The sequence below is a fragment of the Pseudomonas sp. CM27 genome, from assembly GCF_013179515.1.
Taxonomy (GTDB): domain Bacteria; phylum Pseudomonadota; class Gammaproteobacteria; order Pseudomonadales; family Pseudomonadaceae; genus Aquipseudomonas.
In genome coordinates, this window is record NZ_JABMCN010000084.1 from 1 (window position 1) to 21053 (window position 21053).

Consider the following 21053-nt stretch of genomic DNA (forward strand, 5'->3'; position numbering starts at 1 on the left):
GCCCTTGGCCGTCACGTACCCGGTACAGCAGTGACTGGTGGCTGTGCGCGAGCAGTTGCTCAACGCCCCAGCCGTCGATCACCTGGCCTCCGCGCAGAGGGCCCGGCAGCGGCCATTGCTGCAGTTGCGCCAGGGTATCGCCCAGGTTGCTGGTGCCCAACTGTTCGACCTGCACCAGCAAGGCACTGGCGTTGTCCTGGCTGCCATTGAGGAGTGCGCTGGCGACCAGGGTGTCGACGGCCACTTGCAGGTCGGGTTGTTCGCGCAGCACCGCCTGGATGTGCTGGTCGCCCAGGCTGGCCCAGACGCCGTCGCTGAGCAACAGAAAGCACTCGCCCGGCTGCAGTTCGCCCTCCAGGTAATCCACCAGCAGGTGTTGGTCCAGGCCCAGCGCGCGTTTCAGCACATGCTGCATGCCGGGTTGGTCCCACACATGGTCTTCGCTCAGACACTGCAAGTGCCCGGCGTGCCAGCGGTATGCGCGGCAGTCGCCGACATGGGCCAAGGTGAAGCGCCGGCCACGCAACACCAGCGCACTGAGCGTGGTGAGCAGTGGCTGGCCGCTGCCCTGGGCACGCAGCCAGCGGTTCTGTGCCAGCAGCAGGCGGTCCAGTGCCTGGGCCACGCTCCAGGTGGCCGGGGTGGCGTAATAATCCAGGGCCAGCGCCTGTAGGGTGGCGCGTGCAGCCAGGCCGCCGTCGGCGCATTGGCTGACACCGTCGGCGAGGGCGAACAGGTAGCCTTTGCTGGCAGCCAGCTCCGGCGCCGGGGTTACCAGGCGCAGGGCGTCCTGGTTTTCCGCGCGCGGGCCGGTGGCGCTGGCCTGGGCAAAGCTCAGTTGCAGATTCATCGGCGTGCCTCAGACCCGTGCTGCGGTAACCGCAGCCGAACCCCAGGTGGTACGCCAGCGCTGTTTCACCCCATGCAGGCCGAACCAGGCCAGCAGGCCCAGGCTGGCGAACAGCCACAGCGCCAGCTGGTAGTCACCGGTGTGCTGCTTGATGGTGCCAAGCCCCGCGGCCAGGAGGAAGCCGCCGATGCCGCCGGCCATGCCGATCAGCCCGGTCATCACCCCGATCTCCTGGCGAAAGCGCTGCGGTACCAGCTGGAATACCGCGCCGTTGCCGGCGCCCAGGCCGAGCATTGCACTGATGAACAGCGCCAATGCAGCGGCCGCGCTAGGCAGGTTGAAGCCGACTGCGGCGATGCAGATGGCCGCCACGCCGTACATGCCCAGCAGCGTGCGGATGCCGCCAAAGCGGTCGGCCAGGGCGCCACCGAGCGGGCGCATCAGGCTGCCGGCGAACACGCAGGCGGCGGTGTAGTAACCGGCAGTAACCGGACTCAGGCCGTACTGGTCGCTGAAATAGCCGGGCAGGGCGCTGGCCAGGCCGATGAAGCCGCCGAAAGTGACACTGTAGAAGAACATGAACCACCAGCTGTCACGGTCGCCCAAGGCCTTCAGGTAATCGGCCACCGCTTTCGGCCTGGGCCGTTGCGGGGCGTTGCGCGCCAGCAGGGCGAACACCACGAACGCGATTGCCAGCGGGATGAGTGCAAAGCCGAACACATTGTTCCAGCCAAAGCCTGCAGCCAGTACCGGGGCCAGCAGCGCCGCGAACACTGTGCCGGAGTTGCCGGCACCGGCGATGCCCATGGCCTTGCCCTGGTGTTGCGGCGGGTACCACTGTGAAGCCAGCGGCAGCGACACGGCGAACGAGGCACCGGCAAAGCCAAGGAACACGCCCAGCAGCAGCGCCTGCTCGTAGCTGTGCACGCCCAGGTGCCAGGCTGCAGCCAGGGCGACGATGACCACCACCTGGCCGATCAGCCCGGCGGTCTTGGGTGACAGGCGGTCGACCAGCACGCCCATGGCGAAGCGCAGGATCGCCCCGGCCAGTATCGGCGTAGCGACCATCAGGCCCCGTTGTTGTGCACTCAGTTGCAGGTCGGCGGCAATCTGCACCGCCAACGGGCCCAGCAGGTACCAGACCATGAAGCTGAGATCGAAGTACAGGAACGCGGCGAACAGCGTGGGCACATGCCCGGATTTCCAGAAGCTGGTACTCATCGAACACCTCACTCGGCAATGCAACGGAACGAAAAAGACGCCGCTACCCGCTCCAGGGGGATGGAGGGGAGAGCGACGTCTTTGTCGGGATCAGGTGGGGCAACCGCCGTTGGTTACCGGTGAGGGTTATCGAGCAAGAGATGGGCCAACTTTTCGCGTGTGCTCGCCTACGGATTTTTGCGACATCTAATGCTCTACCCCAACATCTCATGCATCGCAATGATCTGCTCCGCCACCTGCACCAGCTTCTGCTGCCGGCTCATGGCCTGGCGCCTCATCAGGGTGTAGGCCTGCTCTTCATTGCAGTCTTTCATTTTCATCAGCAAGCCCTTGGCCTGCTCGATCCGCTTGCGCTCGGCCAGTTGCTGGTCGCGCGCCAGCAACTGGGCCCTCAGCGCGTGGTCACTTTCGAAACGGGCCATGGCCACATCCAGGATCGGCTGCAGCCGCGCCGCATGGATGCCTTCGACGATATAGGCGCTGACCCCCGCCTGGATCGCCTGGCGCATCACCTGCGGGTCGTGCTCGTCAGTAAACAGCACGATCGGCCTGGGCTGGTCGCGGCTGACCAGCACCACCTGTTCCATCACATCGCGGTCCGGGGAGTCAGTGTCGATCAGCACCACGTCGGGGCGCACCGTTGCGACGCAGGCGGGCAGGTCGATGGTCAGGCCTGGGGCTTCGGTAACCTCGAACCCGGCCTCGCTCAGCGCCGCCTTGAGGCGGCCGAGCTTGCTTGTGGTGTCGTCGATCAGCAGGATGCGCAACATGGTCGTCCCCCTCATACACCGGCGCGCGCATCGGGCAGGTCGCCCAGTGCGTGCAGGCTGAAGCTGCGGGCATAGCCGTGGGGGTCGCTGCCGTCCCAGCGGGTGCCGTCGATCAGCAGGCTGCTGCGCAGTACCTGCGAAGGGCAGGCCACGCCCAGGCTTTGCGCGGCCTCGCGGTACAGCGCCAGTTGCTGTACCTGACGGGCCACGCCAAGGTAGTCGGGGTCTTCGCGCAGCAGGCCCCAGCGGCGGAACTGGGTCATGAACCACATGCCGTCGGACAGGTATGGCAGGTTGGCCCGGCCATGGTCGAACAGGCGCAACGCATGCGGGTCTTGCCAGTGGTTGCCCAGGCCATCCTGGTAGTGGCCGAGCAGGCGGGGTTCGATGCTTTCCACGGGGGTGTCCAGGTAGGCGCTGCCGCTGAGCAGTTGTGCGGTGCTGCGGCGGTTTTCCGGGCTCTGCTCGATGAACCGGCTGGCAGCAAGTACCGCCTTGATCAGTGCGCGCGCGCTATTGGGGTAGCGCTCGGCGAAGCCGCGGGCACAGGCCAGAACCTTTTCCGGGTGGTCCGGCCAGATCGACTGGCTGGTGGCCAGGGTGAAACCCTGGCCCCGGGCGACTGCATCGGCAGCCCAAGGTTCGCCGACGCAAAAGCCGTCGATGCGGCCGGCCTCGATGTGCGCGGCCATCTGCGCTGGCGGTACCACCACGCTGTCGACATCGTGCAGCGGGTGAATGCCTTGGCTGGCCAGCCAGTAATACAGCCACATGGCGTGGGTGCCAGTGGGGAATGTCTGGGCAAAGGTCAGGCGCGCGCCCTGTTGGTGCACCCGCTGCGCCAATGCTTCAGGACTGGTCACGCCCTTGCGCTGCAGGGCAGGCGACAGGTTGATGGCCTGTGCGTTCTGGTTCAGCCCCATGAGCACCGCCATGTCGCTGGCCGGTGCGCCGCCGATGCCCAGGTGTACGGCATAGACCAGGCCGTACAGGCAGTGCGCGGCGTCCAGTTCGCCACTGACCAGCTTGTCGCGCAGCCCGGCCCAGGAGCCCTGGCGCCTGAGGTTGAGGGTAAGGCCGTATTGCTGGGCGAAGCCCTGGGTGGCGGCCACCACCACCGAGGCGCAGTCGGTCAGGGCCATGTAGCCGATGTTCAGGCTGGGTTTCTCCGGCGTGTCACTGCCTTTGGCCCAGGCCAGCGGGGTTGCTCGGGGTACAGTATTCACAAGGTTCCTCGCCCGTACTGAGAAGGCTGTGGCCTTGCAGGTGCAACGCATGTGCCAGGGCTTGCAAGGCAGGCCATGATTTACTGTCCTGCCAGCCCCTCGCTGGCTATAATCGCCCCCTCACTCACCCTGAGCCTTGCCCGCCCATGTATACCCTGGCCCGCCAGCTGCTGTTCAAGCTTTCCCCGGAAACCTCCCACGACCTGTCCCTGGACCTGATCGGCGCCGGTGGCCGTCTTGGCCTCAACGGTGTGCTGTGCAAGCAGCCTGCGGCATTGCCGGTCACGGTCATGGGCTTGAACTTCGCCAACCCGGTGGGCCTGGCGGCAGGTCTGGACAAGAACGGCGCGGCCATCGACGGGTTCGCCCAGCTGGGCTTCGGCTTTGTCGAAATCGGCACGGTCACCCCGCGGCCACAGCCGGGCAACCCCAAGCCGCGGCTGTTCCGCCTGCCGGAAGCGACGGCCATCATCAACCGCATGGGCTTCAACAACCTGGGTGTCGATCACCTGCTCGGCCGCGTGCGTGCTTCGCGCTACAGCGGTGTACTGGGCATCAACATCGGCAAGAACTTCGATACCCCGGTGGAGCGCGCCGTCGATGACTACCTGATCTGCCTGGACAAAGTGTATAGCGCCGCCAGCTATGTCACGGTCAATGTCAGTTCGCCCAACACCCCCGGCCTGCGCAGCCTGCAGTTCGGCGACTCGCTCAAGCAGTTGCTCGATGCCCTGGCCGAGCGCCGCGAGCAGCTGGCCGTCAGTCATGGCAAGCGCGTGCCGCTGGCGATCAAGATTGCCCCTGACATGAGCGATGAAGAAACCGCCCTGGTGGCCGCCGCACTGATGGAATCGGGCATGGACGGGGTGATTGCCACCAACACCACGCTGGGCCGTGAAGGTGTCGAAGCGCTGCCGTATGGTGGCGAGGCGGGCGGCCTGTCGGGCGCGCCAGTGCTGGAGAAGAGCACGCACATCGTCAAGGTGCTGGCGGGGGAGCTGGGCGGCAAGTTGCCGATCATCGCTGCCGGCGGTATTACCGAAGGCCGCCATGCCGCCGAGAAAATCGCTGCCGGGGCGAGCCTGGTGCAGATCTACTCGGGCTTCATCTACAAGGGGCCGTCGCTGATTCGCGAGTCGGTGGATGCCATTGCGGCGCTACCGAAGGCCTGAACGGCAGGCATGAAAAAGGGCCCCATCAAGGGGCCCCTGGGCCGTAGCCCGCCGCCCGGATGGGGCGCGCATGGTAACTCGAATTCAGTGTCCTCGATCAGCCAACGGCGTGATTTTCGTTGAGTCTATGGATGCCAGCGGTGCCAGTCATTCCGTCCCAGTTATCACCGCGACCTTCACGCCAGCCGTTGATCCAGGCTTGGCGAACAGAAGGAAGATTGAAGGGGCAAAGTTCGCGGGATTTGCCGGTGACCCCGTATTGGTAGCCACGTGAATATGCTCTTTCCAACGGATCACGCTTAAGTCTTCTCATAGGGTGTTGCCCTCACTTGTTGACTGTAATGTCCCGTCGGCCTCTCCGAGGCCGGGCAGAGTCTTTCTGCCGGTTTGCGCTCGCTGCCGGCGTGGCGAGCTGAAGGTGCCGCCTCGTTGCGAAGCGGCCTGAGACCAGTTCTAACGAATGCGAGTCACCCTGTGAATGATCGATTTGTCATAAGGACGTAACCTTTCCGAGGGTGAGGAGATAAGTAAATAAATGCGACTCAACCTTGTTTGGCGTTGAGCCCGCTATGATCGGGGTTTGCCGATCATTGACGTCATTTCGCCAGCGCAGTTGGCGTGTGACAGAAATAATTTGAAATGCGACGAAGGGTCACATGGGCCCGGTAATCGCCAGAATTTTTAATACTGCCTGATGATCTAAGCTGTCTTTGCCACTGGGCCAAGCGCAGATCGGTCAGGCGGCCCGGCCTTGCAAGGCACGCTTGCGTGCAGCAAAGGCCACCCGCACGCCTGCTGGAAGGCATGCGGGCAAACATCGCGGGGCGATGCGTCGCCCCGTCAGTCAAATAGCCCAAAGGCGCTGGATTACTCATGTCGGACCGTTTCGAACTTTATCTCACTTGCCCCAAAGGCCTGGAAGGCCTGCTCGCCGAAGAGGCCCGGAGCCTCGGCCTGGAGGAGGTGCGTGAGCACACCTCGGCCATTCGCGGCGAAGCCGACATGGAAACCGCCTACCGTCTGTGCGTCTGGTCACGCCTGGCCAACCGCGTGCTGCTGGTGCTCAAGCGCTTCTCCATGAAGAACGCCGACGACCTCTACGATGGCGTCAATGCGCTGGACTGGGCCGACCACCTGGCGGCTGACGGCACCCTGGCGGTGGAATTCAGCGGCCACGGCTCGGGCATCGACAACACCCACTTCGGCGCGCTGAAGGTCAAGGATGCCATCGTCGACAAGCTGCGCAACCGCGAAGGCCTGCGCCCATCGGTTGAAAAGATCGACCCGGACGTGCGCGTACACCTGCGCCTGGACCGTGGCGAGGCGATTCTCTCCCTCGACCTGTCGGGGCACAGCCTGCACCAGCGTGGCTACCGCCTGCAGCAAGGTGCTGCGCCACTGAAGGAAAACCTGGCAGCGGCGGTGCTGATCCGTGCTGGCTGGCCACGTATCGCCGCCGAAGGTGGCGCGCTGGCCGACCCGATGTGCGGCGTGGGTACCTTCCTGGTCGAAGCGGCGATGATCGCCGCCGACATCGCCCCCAACCTCAAGCGTGAACGCTGGGGCTTCAGTGCCTGGCTTGGTCACGTGCCAGCGCTGTGGCGCAAGGTGCATGACGAGGCGCAGGCGCGGGCGCAGGCCGGCTTGGCCCGGCCGCCGCTGTGGATCCGTGGCTACGAAGCCGATCCGCGGCTGATCCAGCCGGGTCGCAACAACGTCGAGCGTGCCGGGCTGGGCGACTGGGTGAAAATCTACCAGGGCGAAGTCAGCAGCTTCGAGCCGCGCCCGGACCAGAACCAGAAAGGTCTGGTCATCAGCAACCCACCGTACGGCGAGCGCCTGGGTGACGAAGCCAGCCTGCTGTATCTCTACCAGAACCTTGGCGAGCGCCTGCGTCAGGCATGCATGGGCTGGGAGGCCGCGGTGTTCACCGGCGCGCCTCAGCTGGGCAAGCGCATGGGCATTCGCAGCCACAAGCAATACGCGTTCTGGAACGGCGCCTTGCCGTGCAAGCTGCTGCTGTTCAAGGTGCAGCCCGACCAGTTCGTCACCGGCGAGCGCCGCGAGGCCCAACCTGAAGGCAGCGAACCTCGCCAGCAGGCCGCTGTGGCCAGCGAGCCGGCGCGTTTGTCGGAAGGCGCGCAGATGTTCGCCAACCGCCTGCAGAAAAACCTCAAGCAACTGGGCAAGTGGGCCCGTCGCGAGCAGGTCGACTGCTACCGCCTGTATGATGCCGACATGCCGGAGTACGCCCTGGCAGTCGACCTGTACCATGACTGGGTGCACGTGCAGGAATACGCCGCGCCACGTTCGATCGACCCGGAAAAGGCCCAGGCGCGCCTGCTCGATGCGCTGGCGGCCATCCCGCAAGCGCTGGTCATTTCGCCGCAGCGTGTGGTGCTCAAGCGCCGCGAACGGCAGAGCGGTACGCGCCAGTACGAGCGCCAGGCGACTGAAGGCCGCTTCCAGGAAGTGAGCGAAGGTGGCGTCAAGCTGCTGGTCAACCTCACCGATTACCTCGACACCGGGCTGTTCCTCGACCACCGGCCGATGCGCATGCGCATCCAGCGTGAAGCCGCCGGCAAGCGCTTCCTCAACCTGTTCTGCTACACCGCGACGGCTACCGTGCATGCCGCCAAGGGCGGGGCGCGCAGCACCACCAGCGTGGACTTGTCGAAAACCTACCTGGACTGGGCGCGGCGCAACCTGGCGCTCAATGGCTTCTCCGAGCGCAATCGCCTGGAGCAGAGCGATGTGATGGCCTGGCTGGAAGGCAACCGCGACAGCTACGACCTGATCTTCATCGACCCGCCAACCTTCTCCAACTCCAAGCGTATGGAAGGCGTGTTCGACGTGCAGCGCGACCACGTGCAACTGCTGGACCTGGCCATGGCCCGCCTGGAGCCGGGCGGCGTGCTGTACTTCTCCAACAACTTCCGCAAGTTCCAGCTGGACGAGCACCTGATGGCGCGTTACGCAGTCGAGGAAATCACAGCCCAGACCCTGGACCCGGACTTCGCTCGCAACAACCGTATCCACCGGGCCTGGCGCCTGCAATTGCGCTGAGGCGACGAGGTACATTGCGCGGCTGATGGCCAATAGCTATAACTGAGGGCAGGGCAAGATAATCCGCAGGACGCTGACGTGACGAGATGTGTGTATGTCAAAGCATGGCGTGCGTGCGAGGTTATCTGGCCTGTGCACAGAAGCGGTGTCCGCCTGGGCGCTCGCACTGGTGGCGCTGGTAGCGGGCGCTTTGTTGACGGCCGCCCTGGCGCTTGCCGCGCAGTCTTTATACAAGCAGCAGTTGCGCCAGCGTTTCGAGCTGCTGGCCAGCGAACGCTTCAGCCGTATCGCCGAGCGTTTTGACGAACAGCAGCAGCGCCTGGCCGGGCTGCGGCGGTTCTTCAGCTTCTCCCACGAAATTACCCCGCGCGAATTCGACGGTTATGCCCGGCCATTGCTCCACCGGACCTTGGCCTATGCCTGGGCGCCGCGGGTCGAAGCCGGGCAGCGGGCCGAGTTCGAGCGCCTGGCCGATTCCGGCTCGGGCTATGCGATCCGTGACCAGGACTCGCAAGGCCAGTGGCGCGATGCGCCACTGCGCGACCATTACTTCCCGGTGCTGTATACCCAGCCGGCTGAAATGCCCGGATTGCCGCCTGGTCTGGACCTGGCCGGGCAAGGTGTTCCTCAGGCGGCCCTTGCACGTGCCCTAGGACCGGACAGCATGGCGGTGTCCGAGCCAATTGCCCTGTTCGATGGCACCTCGGATGCGCGTGCCCTGCTGATGGTTGCGCCGGTGTTTTCCGATGCCAACCCCCACGGCGCGGCAGCGGGCTATGTGATGGCCTTGTTGAGCATGCGGCAGCTGGTCAGTGATGGCCGGCCGGTGGCGGCCGATGACAATCTGGTCGTTACTATTGTCGACCCGACCGGGCTGCAAGGCCCCGAAGTACTGTTCGACTCGCAGAACCAGGTCGCGCGTTTGTCATTGGCCAGCAACCGGCTGCTGCACCTGGCTGACCATCAATTCCAGTTGAATATTCGACCGAGCCTGGCGTTCGTACAGGCCAATCGTTCATCTGCGGTGCTGGCAATCAGCCTGCTGGGCGGGCTGTTGAGCCTGCTGCTCAGTGTCCTGCTGTACAGCCTGTTCAGCCAGAGGCAGCGTGCCCTGGCCCTCGTCGAGCAGCGCACCGCAGAGCTACGGGTCAGCGAGCAGTCGCTGCGTGGCACCCACAACCAGCTGCGCAGCGTGCTGGATGCTGCGACCCAGGTCGCCATCATCGCCACCAACCTCAAGGGCGTGGTCACTACCTTCAATGCCGGTGCCGAGCAGATGCTCGGCTATCCGGCCAGCGCGGCGATCGGCCAGTTGCGCCTTGAAAACCTGGTGCTCCCTGAGGAATTGAGCTTGCGTGCGCAGGCCATGAGCCTGCGCTTTGGTCGCCCCATTGCCGGCGGCCAAGCCATGTTTGCCGAGACGGTTCGGGAGCAGGGCGGCGAACCCGGCGAATGGACCTTGTTGCGCGCCGATGGCAGTCAGCTGGTGGCCAACATGCTGGTCACCGCCATGCTTGACGAGCAGGGTTTGTGGGTTGGCTACCTGGCCATTTGCATCGATGTGACCGAGCGGCGCCGGGTGCATGAGGCGCTGGCCGCGCGTGACCGCTTGCTGGAAAAGCTCAGTGCCGAGGTACCCGGTGGTATCTACCAGTATCGGCTGGATGCCGACGGCCACTCGTGCTTTCCGTACGCGAGCATGGGCCTGTACGACATCTACGAAGTCGATCTGCAGCAGTTGCGCGAAGATGCCACGCCGGTTTTCGAGCGTATTCACCCCGATGACCTGGACCGTGTGCGCCGTTCCGTCTGGTACTCGGCCGAACACCTGTCGCCCTGGCGGGAAGAATACCGCGTCTGCCTGCCACGGGCCGGCCTGCGCTGGGTGCGTGGCGAGGCCACACCGGAGGTGGGCGAGCAGGGCTGCACCCTGTGGCACGGCTATCTCACCGATATCTCCGACCTCAAGGGCGTGGAGGAGGAGTTACGGGCGCTGTCGGTTACCGACTCGCTGACCGGCATTCATAACCGCCGCTACTTCCAGGAGCGGCTCAAGGTGGAACTGGAACGGGCTGATCGCGATGGCCTGGCGCTGGCGGTGATCATGCTCGACATCGATCACTTCAAGCGTATCAATGACCGCTTTGGCCATGCCGTGGGCGACCGGGTGCTGCGTAGCCTGTGTCAGCGCATCGGCCAGCGCTTGCGGCGCACCGATGTGTTCTGCCGGTTGGGGGGGGAGGAGTTCATGGTGCTGTGCCCGGGCAGCGATGCCGAGCAGGCACGGCTGCTGGCGCTGGAGTTGTGGCAAGGGCTGCGCAATCTGTCGGTGGAGGGGGTGGGCACGGTCACCGCGAGCTTTGGCGTGGCGGGGTGGCGGCCGGGGGAGGGCGCCGATGCGTTGCTGCTACGGGCCGATGCCGGGGTGTATGCGGCCAAGCAGGCCGGGCGGGACCGGGTGGAGGGCGAGTCGGCGTAACAGTTGTGGTTTGCCTGTCCCGGCGCTTCGCGGCGTTAGCCGCGCAAGCGCCGGGACGAACCGTGCAATCAGTTGGCAGCGGTGCTGCCGGCCAGCTTCGGCTGGCGATACAGGTCCAGCAGCACCTGGTCCAGCACTTGCGATGCGCCCCACGGTTTCGGGTCGTTGAGGATCGCCGCCACCGCCCAGGTATGGCCGTTGCTGTCACGGCTGAAGCCGGCAATCGCCCGCACGGTGTTCAGCGTGCCGGTCTTGATATGCCCTTCACCGGTCATGGCGGTGCGCTTCAGGCGCTTGCGCATGGTGCCGTCCATGCCCACCAGTGGCATCGAGCTCATGAATTCTGCCGCGTAGGGGCTTTTCCAGGCGGCCTGCAGCATCGCCGCCATTTCCCGGGTGCTGACCCGCTCGGCGCGCGACAGGCCAGAGCCGTTTTCCATCACCAGGTGTGGCGCGGTGATGCCTTTTTTCGCCAGCCACTGGCGCACCACGCGCTGGGCGGCACGGGCATCGTCGCCATCGGCATCGGTGCGGAACTGCGCGCCCAGGCTGAGGAACAACTGCTGGGCCATGGTGTTGTTGCTGTACTTGTTGATGTCGCGGATCACTTCCACCAGGTCTGGCGAGAAGGCACGGGCCAGCAAGCGAGCGCTCTTGGGAACGTTTTCGACGCGGTCACCACCCTGGATGCTGCCACCCAGCTCGTTCCAGATTGCGCGGACGGCACCGGCAGCGTAAGTCGAGTGGTCGAGCAGCGACAGGTAGGTCTGCGAATTGCAGCCGTCACCCAGCTGGCCGCTGACCGTCACGCTGATGCCATCGGCCTGGGGTACCGGGTTGTAGCGCACATCACCGGTACACTGCCTGGACGCCACTGCCTTGACCTGGTTGTCGATGCGGATGCTGGCAATCGGTGGCTCGACCGCGATGGTGACTTTGCCGCCATCGTTGCGGGCCACGAAGCGCAGGGCCTTGAGGTTGACCAGCAGCGAGTCGGGCTTGACCAGAAAGGGTTTGTTAACATCGCCGCCGTCGTCGTTGAACTGCGGCAGGTTGGGTTGCACGAAATGACTGCGATCCAGCACCAGGTCACCGGTGATGGTGCGCACGCCGTTGGCGCGCAGGTCACGCATCAGCAGCCACAGTTTTTCCATGTTCAGTTTCGGGTCACCGCCACCTTTGAGGTACAGGTTGCCGTTGAGTACGCCGTTGCTCAGGGTGCCGTCGGTGTAGAACTCGGTTTTCCACTGGAAGGTCGGGCCCAGCAGTTCGAGGGCGGCGTAGGTGGTGACCAGTTTCATGGTCGAAGCCGGGTTCACTGAAACATCGGCATTGAACACGGTCGCGGTGCCGGGACCGTCCAGCGGCAGCATCACCAGTGACAAGGCGGTGTCTTGCAACTTGTTGGCCTTGAGGGCCTGCTGGACCTTGGCGGGGAGCGTGGTATTGACGGCGGCGGCCTGGCTGGGCAAGGCAAGTGGCAGCAGCAGGCCGGCAAGAATCAGGGGACGAAGCGTTTTGATCATAGCGAGTAAATACCCTGCGGCGAGGGGAATGGGCTTGGGGCTGTATGAGATGATGGCCCCACGACGAAAGCCTACGCATTATGCCCCAAGCGCAGCGATGATGCGCCACGTTCGACGGAAAAGCGCCCTTCCTGAAAAAGCACCGCGCATAAAAAAGGCCACCGCGAGGGTGGCCTTCTACCGATTGAACCAGGCGAGTATTACTCAGCCTTGTTGATCGGCTTTTCCGGGTACCAGGCGTCGAGCAGCGGGCTGACCTCGACTTTGGTCAGTTCGCTGCGACCTTTGAGCCAGGCTTCAACGGCAGCGCGTTGCTCTTCGCTGACCGAGCCGCGCTTGACCGAGCACACCAGGCCGAAATCGTCACCGCCTACATAGTCCAGGCCGTTGGCGTCCATGGCTTCAGCCAGAAACGCGTCGAGGAAAGCATCGATTGCCTGGTCATCCAGATCTTCCTTGAATTCCAGGTTCAGCTCGAAGCCCAATTCCTGAAACTCGTCGACACACAGCTTCTTGCGCAGACGACGGGAGCGGTTTGTGGCCATGAAACAATCCTCTTAGGTAATAACGCCGCGCAGTCTACCAGCTAACGCGCTTCGCTGCCTGCCTGAGTGCAGGTCGCTGCGGCCAGCTCCTTGGCCAGTGCGCGTTCCACCCGGCACATGTGCCGCGCCAGAGACTGGCGACGCAGGCGCAGCTGGGCGCAGGGCAAGCCACTGACCGCCAAGGCATCGCAGGCCGCCATCAGGCGGGGGGCTTCCAGCATGCGCGCGGCGCTGAGCACTTTGTGGGCGTGGTCGGCAATCGCAGGGCCGTCGTGCTCCGGGTGCAGCGCCATCAAGGTGGCCAGGTCGGCCTGCAGGCTCTGTTGCAACGCCAGCAGGAAGCGCTGGCGGTCGGCTGGCGCAGGCCCGATGACTGCGGCCAGGCCGTCCAGGCTGTAGGGTGTGCGGCTGAGTTTTTTCTGCCGGCGCGGACGAATGCCCGCCAGGTGCTGGCTGAGGGTGCTCAGGCTGATGGGTTTGAGCAGGCAGTCATCCATGCCCGCACTCAAGCACTTGCGGTGTACTTCTGGCTGCGCGTTGGCGGTGTAGCCAAGGATGGTGCAGCGCAGACGCTTGCCATGGCGTTCTTCGGTGCGCACGGCGGTCGCCAGTTGATAACCGTTCATGTGCGGCATGTTGCAGTCGAGCACCAGCACATCGAAGTCGCCCGCCCGCCAGATGGCCAGGCCCTCGCGGCCATCGCGCGCGCAGGTGTGCTCCAGATTCAGGTAGCCGAGCTGCTGCGCCATCAGTTCCAGGTTGGCCGGGTGGTCGTCGATCACCAGGACGTTCAGGCGTGGGTCGGGTACATCGAGGTGTTCAGGCAGCGGGGTGGGTGCTGCAGCATCAACCTGCTGCAGCGGCATCTTCATGCGCACCCGGGTGCCGACACTCTCCAGGCTTTTGATGCTCAGGCTGCCACCCATCATTTCGCACAGGTTGCGGCAGATCGCCAGGCCCAGCCCGGTACCCGCGCGGGCGCCCTGGCTGTGCGGGTTGGCCTGGATGAACGGGTTGAACAGGCGCTGCAGGTCATCGGCGTGGATGCCGATGCCACTGTCGCGCACTTCCAGCTCCAGCACTGCGGGCTTGCCGGTGTCGTCAGCCAGCAGGTCGACGCTGATGCGCACTCCGCCATGTTCGGTGAACTTGATGGCATTGCTCACCAGGTTGGACAGCACTTGCTTGAAGCGCAGCGGGTCGAGCCAGGCGTGGCAGCGTGCGGCCGGTGTGATCGTCACTTCCAGGGCCAGGCCTTTCTGCCGCGCCTGGCCATCGAAAATCCGCCCTACGGATTCAATCAGGGCGGCCAGGTCGACCGCCTCTGGCGCCAGTGACAAGTGCCCGGACTCGATGCGCACGATATCGAGGATATCGCCTATCAGGCCCAGCAGGTCCTTTGCCGAATGGTGGGCGAGCTCCAGTGCGCTGCGGTCCACCCTACCCTGGTCGGCGCGTTTTACCGCCAGTTCGAGCATGCCGATGACAGCATTCATCGGGGTGCGGATTTCGTGACTGATGGTGGCCAGGAAGGTGCTTTTGGCGCGGTTGGCATCGTCGGCCTGCTGCTTGGCCTGGCGCAGCTCCAGAACCAGTTGGCGGCGTTCGCTGATGTCGATCCAGCCGCCGATGATGCCGCGCACCTCACCCAGCGAGTCTCGGTAGGGGAGTATCCAGTGGTAGATGGTCATGTCCCGGCCCTTGATCCGGAGTGGCCGGTCCATGATCAGCGGCGAACCCTCGGCCATGACTTTCTGGTAGTCGGCCTGAATTTGCCGGCTCTGTTCGCTGTCGGCGAACAGGCTGCCGTCCAGCTGCTTGCCGATGATGTCGTCTGAGCGGGCCTGCACGGCTTCCAGGTAGCTGAAGTTGCAGCTTTGCAGGCAGCCCTCGCGGTCACGCACGTACATGGGGTGAGGCGTGCCATTGAGCAACGCGCGCATGAACGCGAGCTGGTCGTTCAGCGCGCGTTCGGCGCGTTGGCGCTGGCGAATCTGCAGGCGCAGCCGGGCGTTCCACAGCAGCGCCAGCAGCAGGAGCACGGCCGTACCCAGCACCACCTGCAGCGTCAGCCGACTGTAACCCTGGCCGTTACCGTCGTCATGCAGGCCGAAGCCGCGCCAGCGGTTGTTGATCACCCCCAGCTCTTCGGGCGAGATGCTCAGCAGGGCCTTGTCGAGGATCGACACCAGGGTCTGTGACGGTGCGCTGGTCGCCATGGCAAAGTTCGCCGGTTCGCTGCCGACGGTGGTGCGGATGACCAGCTCGGGGTTGCCGGCCAAGGCATGGTTGGCATCGATCAGGGTGGTGATGACGCCATCCACGGCGCCACTCTTGAGTAGCGCCAGGGAGTAGAACGCGCTTTCGGTTTCGACCCAGCCAATCTGCGGGTAATCCCGGGACAGCATGGCGTCCATGTCGCTGTAGCGCGTGATGGCGATGCGGTGCCCCTGCAACTGCTCCAGTGTGCCCAATGCCTTGCTGCCGTCGCGGCTGACCAGCACGTAGGCGCTTTCCAGATAAGGCCGGCTGATTTGCAGGTCGCCCTCGGGCACTCCGCCGCTGACCAACGCGGCGATGACATCCGCGCGGCCATCCTTGAGCCGGGCGAGCATGTCGGCGATGCCGCTGGCGCGCTGCACCTCGAATCGCAAGCCGGTGCGCAGGCGGATGAGCTCCAGCAGATCGGCAGTGATGCCACGAAAGTGCCCTGAACCATCGAAATAGGACAGCGGCGCAGCCGTATCATCGATCACCACGCGCATGACCGGGTGATCTTTGAGCCACTGCGCCTCGGCGGTGGTCAACTGCAGTTTGCGGTCGGTCAGCAACAGATCGCTGCCAGCGCTCCAGCGTTTGAAGATACTGGCGTGCACGGCCTGGGTCTGGCTGTCCAGGGTGGCATTCACCAGTTCCAGCAGCAGTGTGTCCTGCTGGCGCAAGGCAAAACCGAAGCCGATGGCCTCGTGCTTGCTGAAGTTGGCCATGCGCAGGCGGGGCAGGTGGCCGCGGCTGAGCTGGTAGTGAGTGGAGATGGTGTCGCCGATGAACACGTCGGCCTGGCCGAATGCCACGGCACTCAGGGCCTCGCTGGAAGAACCGAAAGCCTGCAGCCTGGCCTGGGGGTAGGTGCTGCGCACTTCCTGCCCCGGCAGATAATGGTAGAGCATACCCAGGCGCATGCCGCTCAGGCCCATGTCCAGCGCCCGGCTGTCGTCTTCACGCGTTACCAGCACTGGTTGATCGATGGCATAGGGCTGCGACAGCGCCAGGCCATCGCTGGCCGCTTCGTAACCGTTGGCGCTGCCCAGCAGGTCGATATCGCCGCGCCGCAGCGCCTCTACCGCCGCCTGGCGGCTGGAGAAACGCAGCACCCGCACCGGCAACTGCAAGGCTGCGCCGATCAGGCTTGCATACTCGGCGGTAAGACCCTGGTAGTCGCGCCCGCCACTGGTGATGTCGAATGGCGGGTAGTCCGGTGCCGAGGTGCCCAGCACCAGCTCCTGCCGGCTTTGCAGCCACTGCCGTTGTTCGAGGGTAAGCTCAGGCGGTGTCGGCCGGGCTGTCGAGCGTGCCAGCACTGCGTAGGTGGAGGTGTCGTGATGAGTCGCCTGTACCACGCCACTGCACAGCAGCAGGGCGAGCAGCAGGCGGGCGCCAGGGCGGGGCATGACCATGCTCAGACCAGCGCGTTGCGTTTGGCCATGTCGATCAGGTCGACCAGCGTATTGACCTTGAGTTTGTGCATGAGGCGCTTCTTGTAGGTACTGACGGTCTTGCTGCTGAGGAACATGCCCTTGGCAATATCCTTGTTGCAGCGACCCTGCGCAAAAAGTTGCAACACCATCAGTTCGCGGTCATTCACCTGGCGAAAGAGTTGCAGGTCGGCATCAACTGCCTGGTTGTGCTTGATTGCCTGGCTGGGGAAGTAGTTGTAGCCGGCCAGCACGGCCTTGATTGCACTGAGCAGTTCGTTGAGGTCTTCCTGCTTGCACACGAAGCCTGCGGCACCCGAATGCATGCAACGCACGGCGAACAACTCGGGAGACTGCGCAGTCAGCACCAGAACTTTCAGTGGCAAAGCCATGGCCTGGAAACGGGAAAGCACCTCCAGCCCGTCCAGCTTGGGAATGCTGATGTCGAGGATGACCAGGTCAGGGGCGGTTTCGCGAATCATCTGCATGGCGTCTACGCCGTTGTCCGATTCGCCGACGACCTTGTAGTTCTGGTTTTCCAGCAACATACGGACAGCCAGGCGGATGACGGGGTGATCGTCGACAATAAATATTGAATGCATGTTGAACTTCCCTGCGGGCGATGGAGGGTGGCAGGCAGCACCTTATCGCAGTTGGAAGTCGTCGGGCATACGAGGAAGGGCTATTGGCCCCATATGGGAAATGGCTTACAAGATAAAACAAAACAGACTACGAAATTGCCGTGTTCAATTCGATATCAGAGCGAGATTGGTAACTTTTCGGCGGTTTTTATTCGTGCTGTTTAGTTTGGTCGTTGTATATGTAGGAAGTTTCCTGCAATGCACGGGTGCGGCGCCGAGCGACGCCCAGGCCACACCCGTGCCAGGTTCAGCTCGGGCTGGAGCGCCCGGTCATTTCCCGGGCCATTTCGCTGGCGTAGCTATCGGTCATGCCGGCAATGAAGTCGATCATGCGCAGAAAGGCGCTGTGCAGCGAACCGTGGGGGTCCGGCGCATTGTTGCCGATCAGGTCCAGCACCCGGCGGCTTTTGAAGGATGGGCTGCGCCCACCGTGCTGCTCCAGTGCAGCACCACAGAAGGTATTGAGCAGAATTTCCAGGGTGGTGTAGGCACCAATCTCGTGCAGGGTCTTGCGCTTGTCCTGGAAGATCTTGTTGCGCGCCATGTCCTTGGCCTGCAGCACGCAGCGCTTGGCCGGACCGTGCATGTGCTCGACCAGGTCGCCCGCCAGCTGCCCGGCCAGCAAGGCCCGCTGTTGTTCGACGAAGGCGTGGGCGGCGGCGTTGGTCAGGTGCTCGATGGCCTTGCCGCGCAGGATCGCCAGCTTGCGCCGACGGGAGTCCCTTGGACCTAGCTGGCGGTAGGTTTCCGGCAGGTCATCGCCGACCAGGTCCAGCAGCAACGCTTCGACTTCGGCGTATTGCAGCAGCTCCATTTCCAGGCCGTCTTCCAGGTCGATCAAGGCGTAGCAGATGTCATCGGCAGCCTCCATCAGGTACACCAGCGGGTGGCGGGCCCAGCGCTGGGGCTCCAGCTGCGGCAGGCCGAGCTTGCGGGCGATCTGCTCCAGCAGGGGCAGTTCGCTCTGGTAGCTGCCGAACTTGTGTTTCTTGTAACCCAAGGCGTCGGCGTGGCGAGCGCTCCAGGGGTACTTCAAATAGGTGCCCAGGGTGGCATAGGTCAGCCGGGTGCCGCCGTCAAACTGGTGATACTCCAGCTGGGTGAGTACGCGAAAACCCTGGGCGTTGCCTTCGAAGTTGAGGAAGTCTGCCCGCTCGTCGTCGCTCATGTCGTCCAGCCAGCCGCGCCCGGCGGCCTGCTGGAACCAGTGGCGGATGGCGTCCTCGCCCGAGTGCCCGAACGGCGGGTTGCCGATGTCGTGGGCCAGGCAGGCCGACTGCACGATCATGCCCAGGTCGCTGGGCGCGCACCAGTCCGGCAGGCTGTCGCGCAAGGTTTCGCCAACGCGCATGCCCAGGGAGCGGCCAACGCAACTGACTTCCAGCGAGTGGGTCAGGCGGGTGTGGATGTGGTCGTTGCTGGAAACCGGGTGCACCTGGGTCTTGCGCCCGAGGCGGCGGAATGCTCCGGAGAAGATGATGCGGTCGTGGTCTTTGTGAAAAGGGCTGCGGCCGAGCTCATCGGCGCTGTACAACGCTTTGCCCAGGCGTTCGCGGGTCAACAGGGTGTTCCATTCCAAGGCGCGGTCTCCGGTAGGTCGGTGAGCAGAGCATATCCTGCAAGCGCGGCCTTGTTTCGCGAAAGGGCCGCAACGCGGCCCTGCGCTCAGGTCACGGCCGGCGGTCGCCTTGCAGGTACAGGCGCACCAGCGGCAGCAGGCTGCTGCCCAGGCGTACAAGACGGGTCAGGTTGCCGCTGCGCACACCCTTGCCGGTCAGGAAGCCCAGCGCCACCATGGCGCCAATCCCCCACAGCGGCGCATGCTTGATGCCCAGCCCGCCCTGCAGCGAGCTGCCCATGCCGCGCACGCGGCGCAGTGGCTCGAGCAGTTGCCCGGACTCATGCCGGATTTCCTGGCGGTGCATTTCCATGCGCAGGCGCAGCAGCGCCTTGCGCAGTTCGCGCGGGTTACGTGTGTTGGGTAGTTCTGGCAGGTTCATGGCAACAGGCGCTCCCGGTCCTTGGCGAGTTCCTCGAGGGTGGCGCCGAACGGCGACGACTCGTCGAACACCGCCGCTTTCAGGCGAATCCCGCAATACAGCGCGGCCATCCCGTAGAACACGCACAGGCCGATGATGCCGGCCAGGCGATAGCTGTCCCACAGCAGCACCAGCAACAATCCGGACAGTGCGGTAAGCAACAGCAAGGCAAAAACCAGGGCGAGGCCTGCGAACAGCAGCAGGCTCAGGGTGCGCCCTTTCTGCTCCTGCAACTCGATGCCGAACAGTTCGATGTGGCTGTGCAGCAGCCCCAGCGCGGCCGCGCCCAGGCGCTTGCCCGAGGCGCTGGCGCCGTTGGCGTCATTCTCCATGGGATCCCCTCAGCGCCGGTTAGCCATCAGGCCGATCAACAGCCCGACGCCGGCGGCGATTCCGATCGCCTGCCACGGGTTGTCCTGCACGTACTGCTCGGCGCTGCCCAGCGCCGCCTGGCCGCGTTCACGCACCGAGTCCTGGGTCAGCTGCAGGGTTTCGCGGGCCTGGGCCAGGCGGTCGTGGATCTGCCCGCGCAGTTCGTCTGCCTGGTCGCCCGCCAGGTTGGCGGTGTCGGCCAGCAGCCTCTCGGTGTCGCGCACCAAGGCCTGGAAGTCAGCCATCAATATCTCTTGAGCAGTCTTTGCCGATTTGCTGGCCATGGGCCTCTCCCTGTTGATGAGTGTTGGTAGTTCGAGTGATAGCACACGCGGAAGGTTCAAGTGCCGATGCTGGTATGGGCCTTGCTAAGTCTTTGCCACGTTGCGGGGCGCCATAGGCGGTTTTTGCGCCGATTCAGGGCGCCAGCGCAGCGGGTTCCGATAAACCTTAACCCAATCCACGACAAACCCAAGAAAAAACCACGCAGGCTCCGCCCGGCACACCGAAACAGGGCAGGGGGCTGGCACCGAATCGGTGCATGGATGCAGGTTCTTGAACTGTCCTGGTGCCTTTTCAGCAGGTCTGCCTGATTCATGGAAAACATGCATAGTGCGACGGACTCCCTGGTCCACGGTTCCAATACCCTGTTCATTCTCATGGGCGCCATTCTGGTGCTGGCCATGCATGCCGGCTTCGCCTTTCTCGAAGTGGGCACGGTGCGTCACAAGAACCAGGTCAACGCCTTGTCGAAAATCCTCAGCGACTTTGCCATCTCGGCGCTGGTGTACTTCTTCATCGGTTACTGGATCGCCTATGGGGTCAATTTTTTCCAGCCGGCGGCAACGCTGGCTGCCGACCATGGGTATGCGCTGGTCAAGTGCTTCTTCCTGCTGACCTTCGCTGCGGCAATCCCTGCGATCATCTCTGGGGGCATTGCCGAGCGGGCGCGCTTTGTGCCGCAGTTGTGTGCCACGGCGTTGATCGTGGCGTTCGTCTATCCCTTCTTCGAGGGTGTGGTCTGGAACGGCAACCTTGGCCTTCAGGCCTGGTTGCAGGCACGTTTCGGAGCACCGTTCCATGACTTTGCAGGTTCCGTGGTGGTGCATGCCATGGGCGGCTGGCTGGCGCTGGCGGCGGTGTTGCTGCTGGGCCCACGCCGCGGGCGCTACCGCGACGGCCGGCTGGTGGCGTTTGCGCCTTCAAGCATTCCCTTCCTGGCGCTGGGGTCGTGGATCCTGATCATCGGCTGGTTCGGGTTCAACGTGATGAGCGCCCAGACCCTGCAGGGTGTCAGCGGCCTGGTCGCGATCAACTCGCTGATGGCCATGGTTGGCGGCACTTTGTCTGCTTTGCTGGCCGGGCGTAACGACCCGGGCTTTTTGCATAACGGGCCGCTGGCAGGGTTGGTAGCGATCTGCGCCGGTTCCGACCTGATGCACCCGATCGGC

17 protein-coding genes are annotated in these 21053 nt (G+C 64.2%); 4 read left to right on the top strand and 13 right to left on the bottom strand.

What is annotated here, in order from left to right; all coding sequences use genetic code 11:
* From HP547_RS12760 to HP547_RS12775, 4 genes are all read right to left on the bottom strand, one after another.
* The coding region (locus HP547_RS12760) for a PP2C family serine/threonine-protein phosphatase (protein ID WP_172286465.1) at positions 1 to 850 on the bottom strand (850 nt) is incomplete at its 3' end.
* A 9-nt stretch (positions 851 to 859) separates the two neighbouring features.
* Positions 860 to 2071, bottom strand: a complete 1212-nt coding sequence (locus tag HP547_RS12765) for a NarK/NasA family nitrate transporter (RefSeq protein WP_172230826.1) — start codon at positions 2069 to 2071, stop codon at positions 860 to 862.
* 194 nt (positions 2072 to 2265) lie between these two features.
* Positions 2266 to 2841 (bottom strand): ANTAR domain-containing response regulator, encoded by a 576-nt coding sequence (locus HP547_RS12770; protein WP_172286466.1) that lies wholly within the window; start codon positions 2839 to 2841, stop codon positions 2266 to 2268.
* Positions 2842 to 2852: 11 nt separating this feature from the next.
* Entirely contained in the window at positions 2853 to 4067 is a 1215-nt protein-coding gene (locus HP547_RS12775) for an ABC transporter substrate-binding protein (protein ID WP_172286467.1), read from the bottom strand.
* 146 nt (positions 4068 to 4213) lie between these two features.
* Between HP547_RS12775 and HP547_RS12780 the strand changes: the two genes are divergently transcribed.
* On the top strand, positions 4214 to 5239 hold the full coding sequence (locus HP547_RS12780; RefSeq protein WP_172228292.1) for a quinone-dependent dihydroorotate dehydrogenase: 1026 nt from the start codon (positions 4214 to 4216) through the stop codon (positions 5237 to 5239).
* 97 nt (positions 5240 to 5336) lie between these two features.
* Here the strand turns inward: HP547_RS12780 and rmf are convergent, their stop codons facing one another.
* Positions 5337 to 5552, bottom strand: coding sequence for a ribosome modulation factor (gene rmf / locus HP547_RS12785; protein WP_003248687.1), 216 nt, complete (start codon positions 5550 to 5552; stop codon positions 5337 to 5339).
* Between the two features lie 560 nt (positions 5553 to 6112).
* Between rmf and rlmKL the strand changes: the two genes are divergently transcribed.
* The gene (gene rlmKL, locus HP547_RS12790) at positions 6113 to 8305 is read left to right on the top strand and encodes a bifunctional 23S rRNA (guanine(2069)-N(7))-methyltransferase RlmK/23S rRNA (guanine(2445)-N(2))-methyltransferase RlmL (protein ID WP_172286468.1); all 2193 of its coding nucleotides are present in this window, start codon (positions 6113 to 6115) and stop codon (positions 8303 to 8305) included.
* 94 nt (positions 8306 to 8399) lie between these two features.
* Positions 8400 to 10784, top strand: coding sequence for a GGDEF domain-containing protein (locus HP547_RS12795; protein WP_172286469.1), 2385 nt, complete (start codon positions 8400 to 8402; stop codon positions 10782 to 10784).
* A 68-nt stretch (positions 10785 to 10852) separates the two neighbouring features.
* Here the strand turns inward: HP547_RS12795 and dacB are convergent, their stop codons facing one another.
* The 8 genes from dacB to HP547_RS12835 form a co-directional block, all read right to left on the bottom strand.
* The gene (dacB, locus tag HP547_RS12800) at positions 10853 to 12310 is read right to left on the bottom strand and encodes a D-alanyl-D-alanine carboxypeptidase/D-alanyl-D-alanine-endopeptidase (protein WP_172228269.1); all 1458 of its coding nucleotides are present in this window, start codon (positions 12308 to 12310) and stop codon (positions 10853 to 10855) included.
* Positions 12311 to 12510: 200 nt separating this feature from the next.
* Complete coding sequence (locus HP547_RS12805; protein WP_172286470.1) at positions 12511 to 12855, bottom strand: YggL family protein; 345 nt, start codon at positions 12853 to 12855, stop codon at positions 12511 to 12513.
* A gap of 41 nt (positions 12856 to 12896) precedes the next feature.
* Positions 12897 to 16526 carry an ATP-binding protein gene (locus HP547_RS12810; protein ID WP_172286471.1) on the bottom strand — a complete coding sequence of 1210 codons (3630 nt, stop codon included), beginning with the start codon at positions 16524 to 16526 and terminating at the stop codon, positions 12897 to 12899.
* A gap of 8 nt (positions 16527 to 16534) precedes the next feature.
* Positions 16535 to 17152 carry a response regulator transcription factor gene (locus tag HP547_RS12815; protein WP_172286472.1) on the bottom strand — a complete coding sequence of 206 codons (618 nt, stop codon included), beginning with the start codon at positions 17150 to 17152 and terminating at the stop codon, positions 16535 to 16537.
* A gap of 286 nt (positions 17153 to 17438) precedes the next feature.
* Complete coding sequence (locus HP547_RS12820) at positions 17439 to 18770, bottom strand: deoxyguanosinetriphosphate triphosphohydrolase (protein ID WP_172229141.1); 1332 nt, start codon at positions 18768 to 18770, stop codon at positions 17439 to 17441.
* Between the two features lie 91 nt (positions 18771 to 18861).
* Positions 18862 to 19191 (bottom strand): hypothetical protein, encoded by a 330-nt coding sequence (locus tag HP547_RS12825; RefSeq protein ID WP_172286473.1) that lies wholly within the window; start codon positions 19189 to 19191, stop codon positions 18862 to 18864.
* Positions 19188 to 19562 (bottom strand): phage holin family protein, encoded by a 375-nt coding sequence (locus HP547_RS12830; protein ID WP_172229137.1) that lies wholly within the window; start codon positions 19560 to 19562, stop codon positions 19188 to 19190. The genes HP547_RS12825 and HP547_RS12830 overlap by 4 nt, the downstream gene beginning before the upstream one ends.
* Positions 19563 to 19571: 9 nt before the next feature.
* On the bottom strand, positions 19572 to 19886 hold the full coding sequence (locus tag HP547_RS12835; protein ID WP_172229135.1) for a YqjD family protein: 315 nt from the start codon (positions 19884 to 19886) through the stop codon (positions 19572 to 19574).
* A 312-nt stretch (positions 19887 to 20198) separates the two neighbouring features.
* Here HP547_RS12835 and HP547_RS12840 point away from each other — a divergent pair.
* Positions 20199 to 21053, top strand: an 855-nt coding sequence (locus HP547_RS12840; RefSeq protein ID WP_172286474.1) for an ammonium transporter, incomplete at its 3' end; no start/stop codon positions are given.

Coding starts and splice junctions, on each gene's coding strand:
- HP547_RS12765 (WP_172230826.1), bottom strand. CDS start 2,071: ATGAGTACCAGCTTCTGGAAATCCGGGCATGTGCCCACGCTGTTCGCC.
- HP547_RS12770 (WP_172286466.1), bottom strand. CDS start 2,841: ATGTTGCGCATCCTGCTGATCGACGACACCACAAGCAAGCTCGGCCGC.
- HP547_RS12780 (WP_172228292.1), top strand. CDS start 4,214: ATGTATACCCTGGCCCGCCAGCTGCTGTTCAAGCTTTCCCCGGAAACC.
- rmf (WP_003248687.1), bottom strand. CDS start 5,552: ATGAGAAGACTTAAGCGTGATCCGTTGGAAAGAGCATATTCACGTGGC.
- rlmKL (WP_172286468.1), top strand. CDS start 6,113: ATGTCGGACCGTTTCGAACTTTATCTCACTTGCCCCAAAGGCCTGGAA.
- HP547_RS12795 (WP_172286469.1), top strand. CDS start 8,400: ATGTCAAAGCATGGCGTGCGTGCGAGGTTATCTGGCCTGTGCACAGAA.
- dacB (WP_172228269.1), bottom strand. CDS start 12,310: ATGATCAAAACGCTTCGTCCCCTGATTCTTGCCGGCCTGCTGCTGCCA.
- HP547_RS12805 (WP_172286470.1), bottom strand. CDS start 12,855: ATGGCCACAAACCGCTCCCGTCGTCTGCGCAAGAAGCTGTGTGTCGAC.
- HP547_RS12810 (WP_172286471.1), bottom strand. CDS start 16,526: ATGCCCCGCCCTGGCGCCCGCCTGCTGCTCGCCCTGCTGCTGTGCAGT.
- HP547_RS12815 (WP_172286472.1), bottom strand. CDS start 17,152: ATGCATTCAATATTTATTGTCGACGATCACCCCGTCATCCGCCTGGCT.
- HP547_RS12825 (WP_172286473.1), bottom strand. CDS start 19,191: ATGAACCTGCCAGAACTACCCAACACACGTAACCCGCGCGAACTGCGC.
- HP547_RS12830 (WP_172229137.1), bottom strand. CDS start 19,562: ATGGAGAATGACGCCAACGGCGCCAGCGCCTCGGGCAAGCGCCTGGGC.
- HP547_RS12835 (WP_172229135.1), bottom strand. CDS start 19,886: ATGGCCAGCAAATCGGCAAAGACTGCTCAAGAGATATTGATGGCTGAC.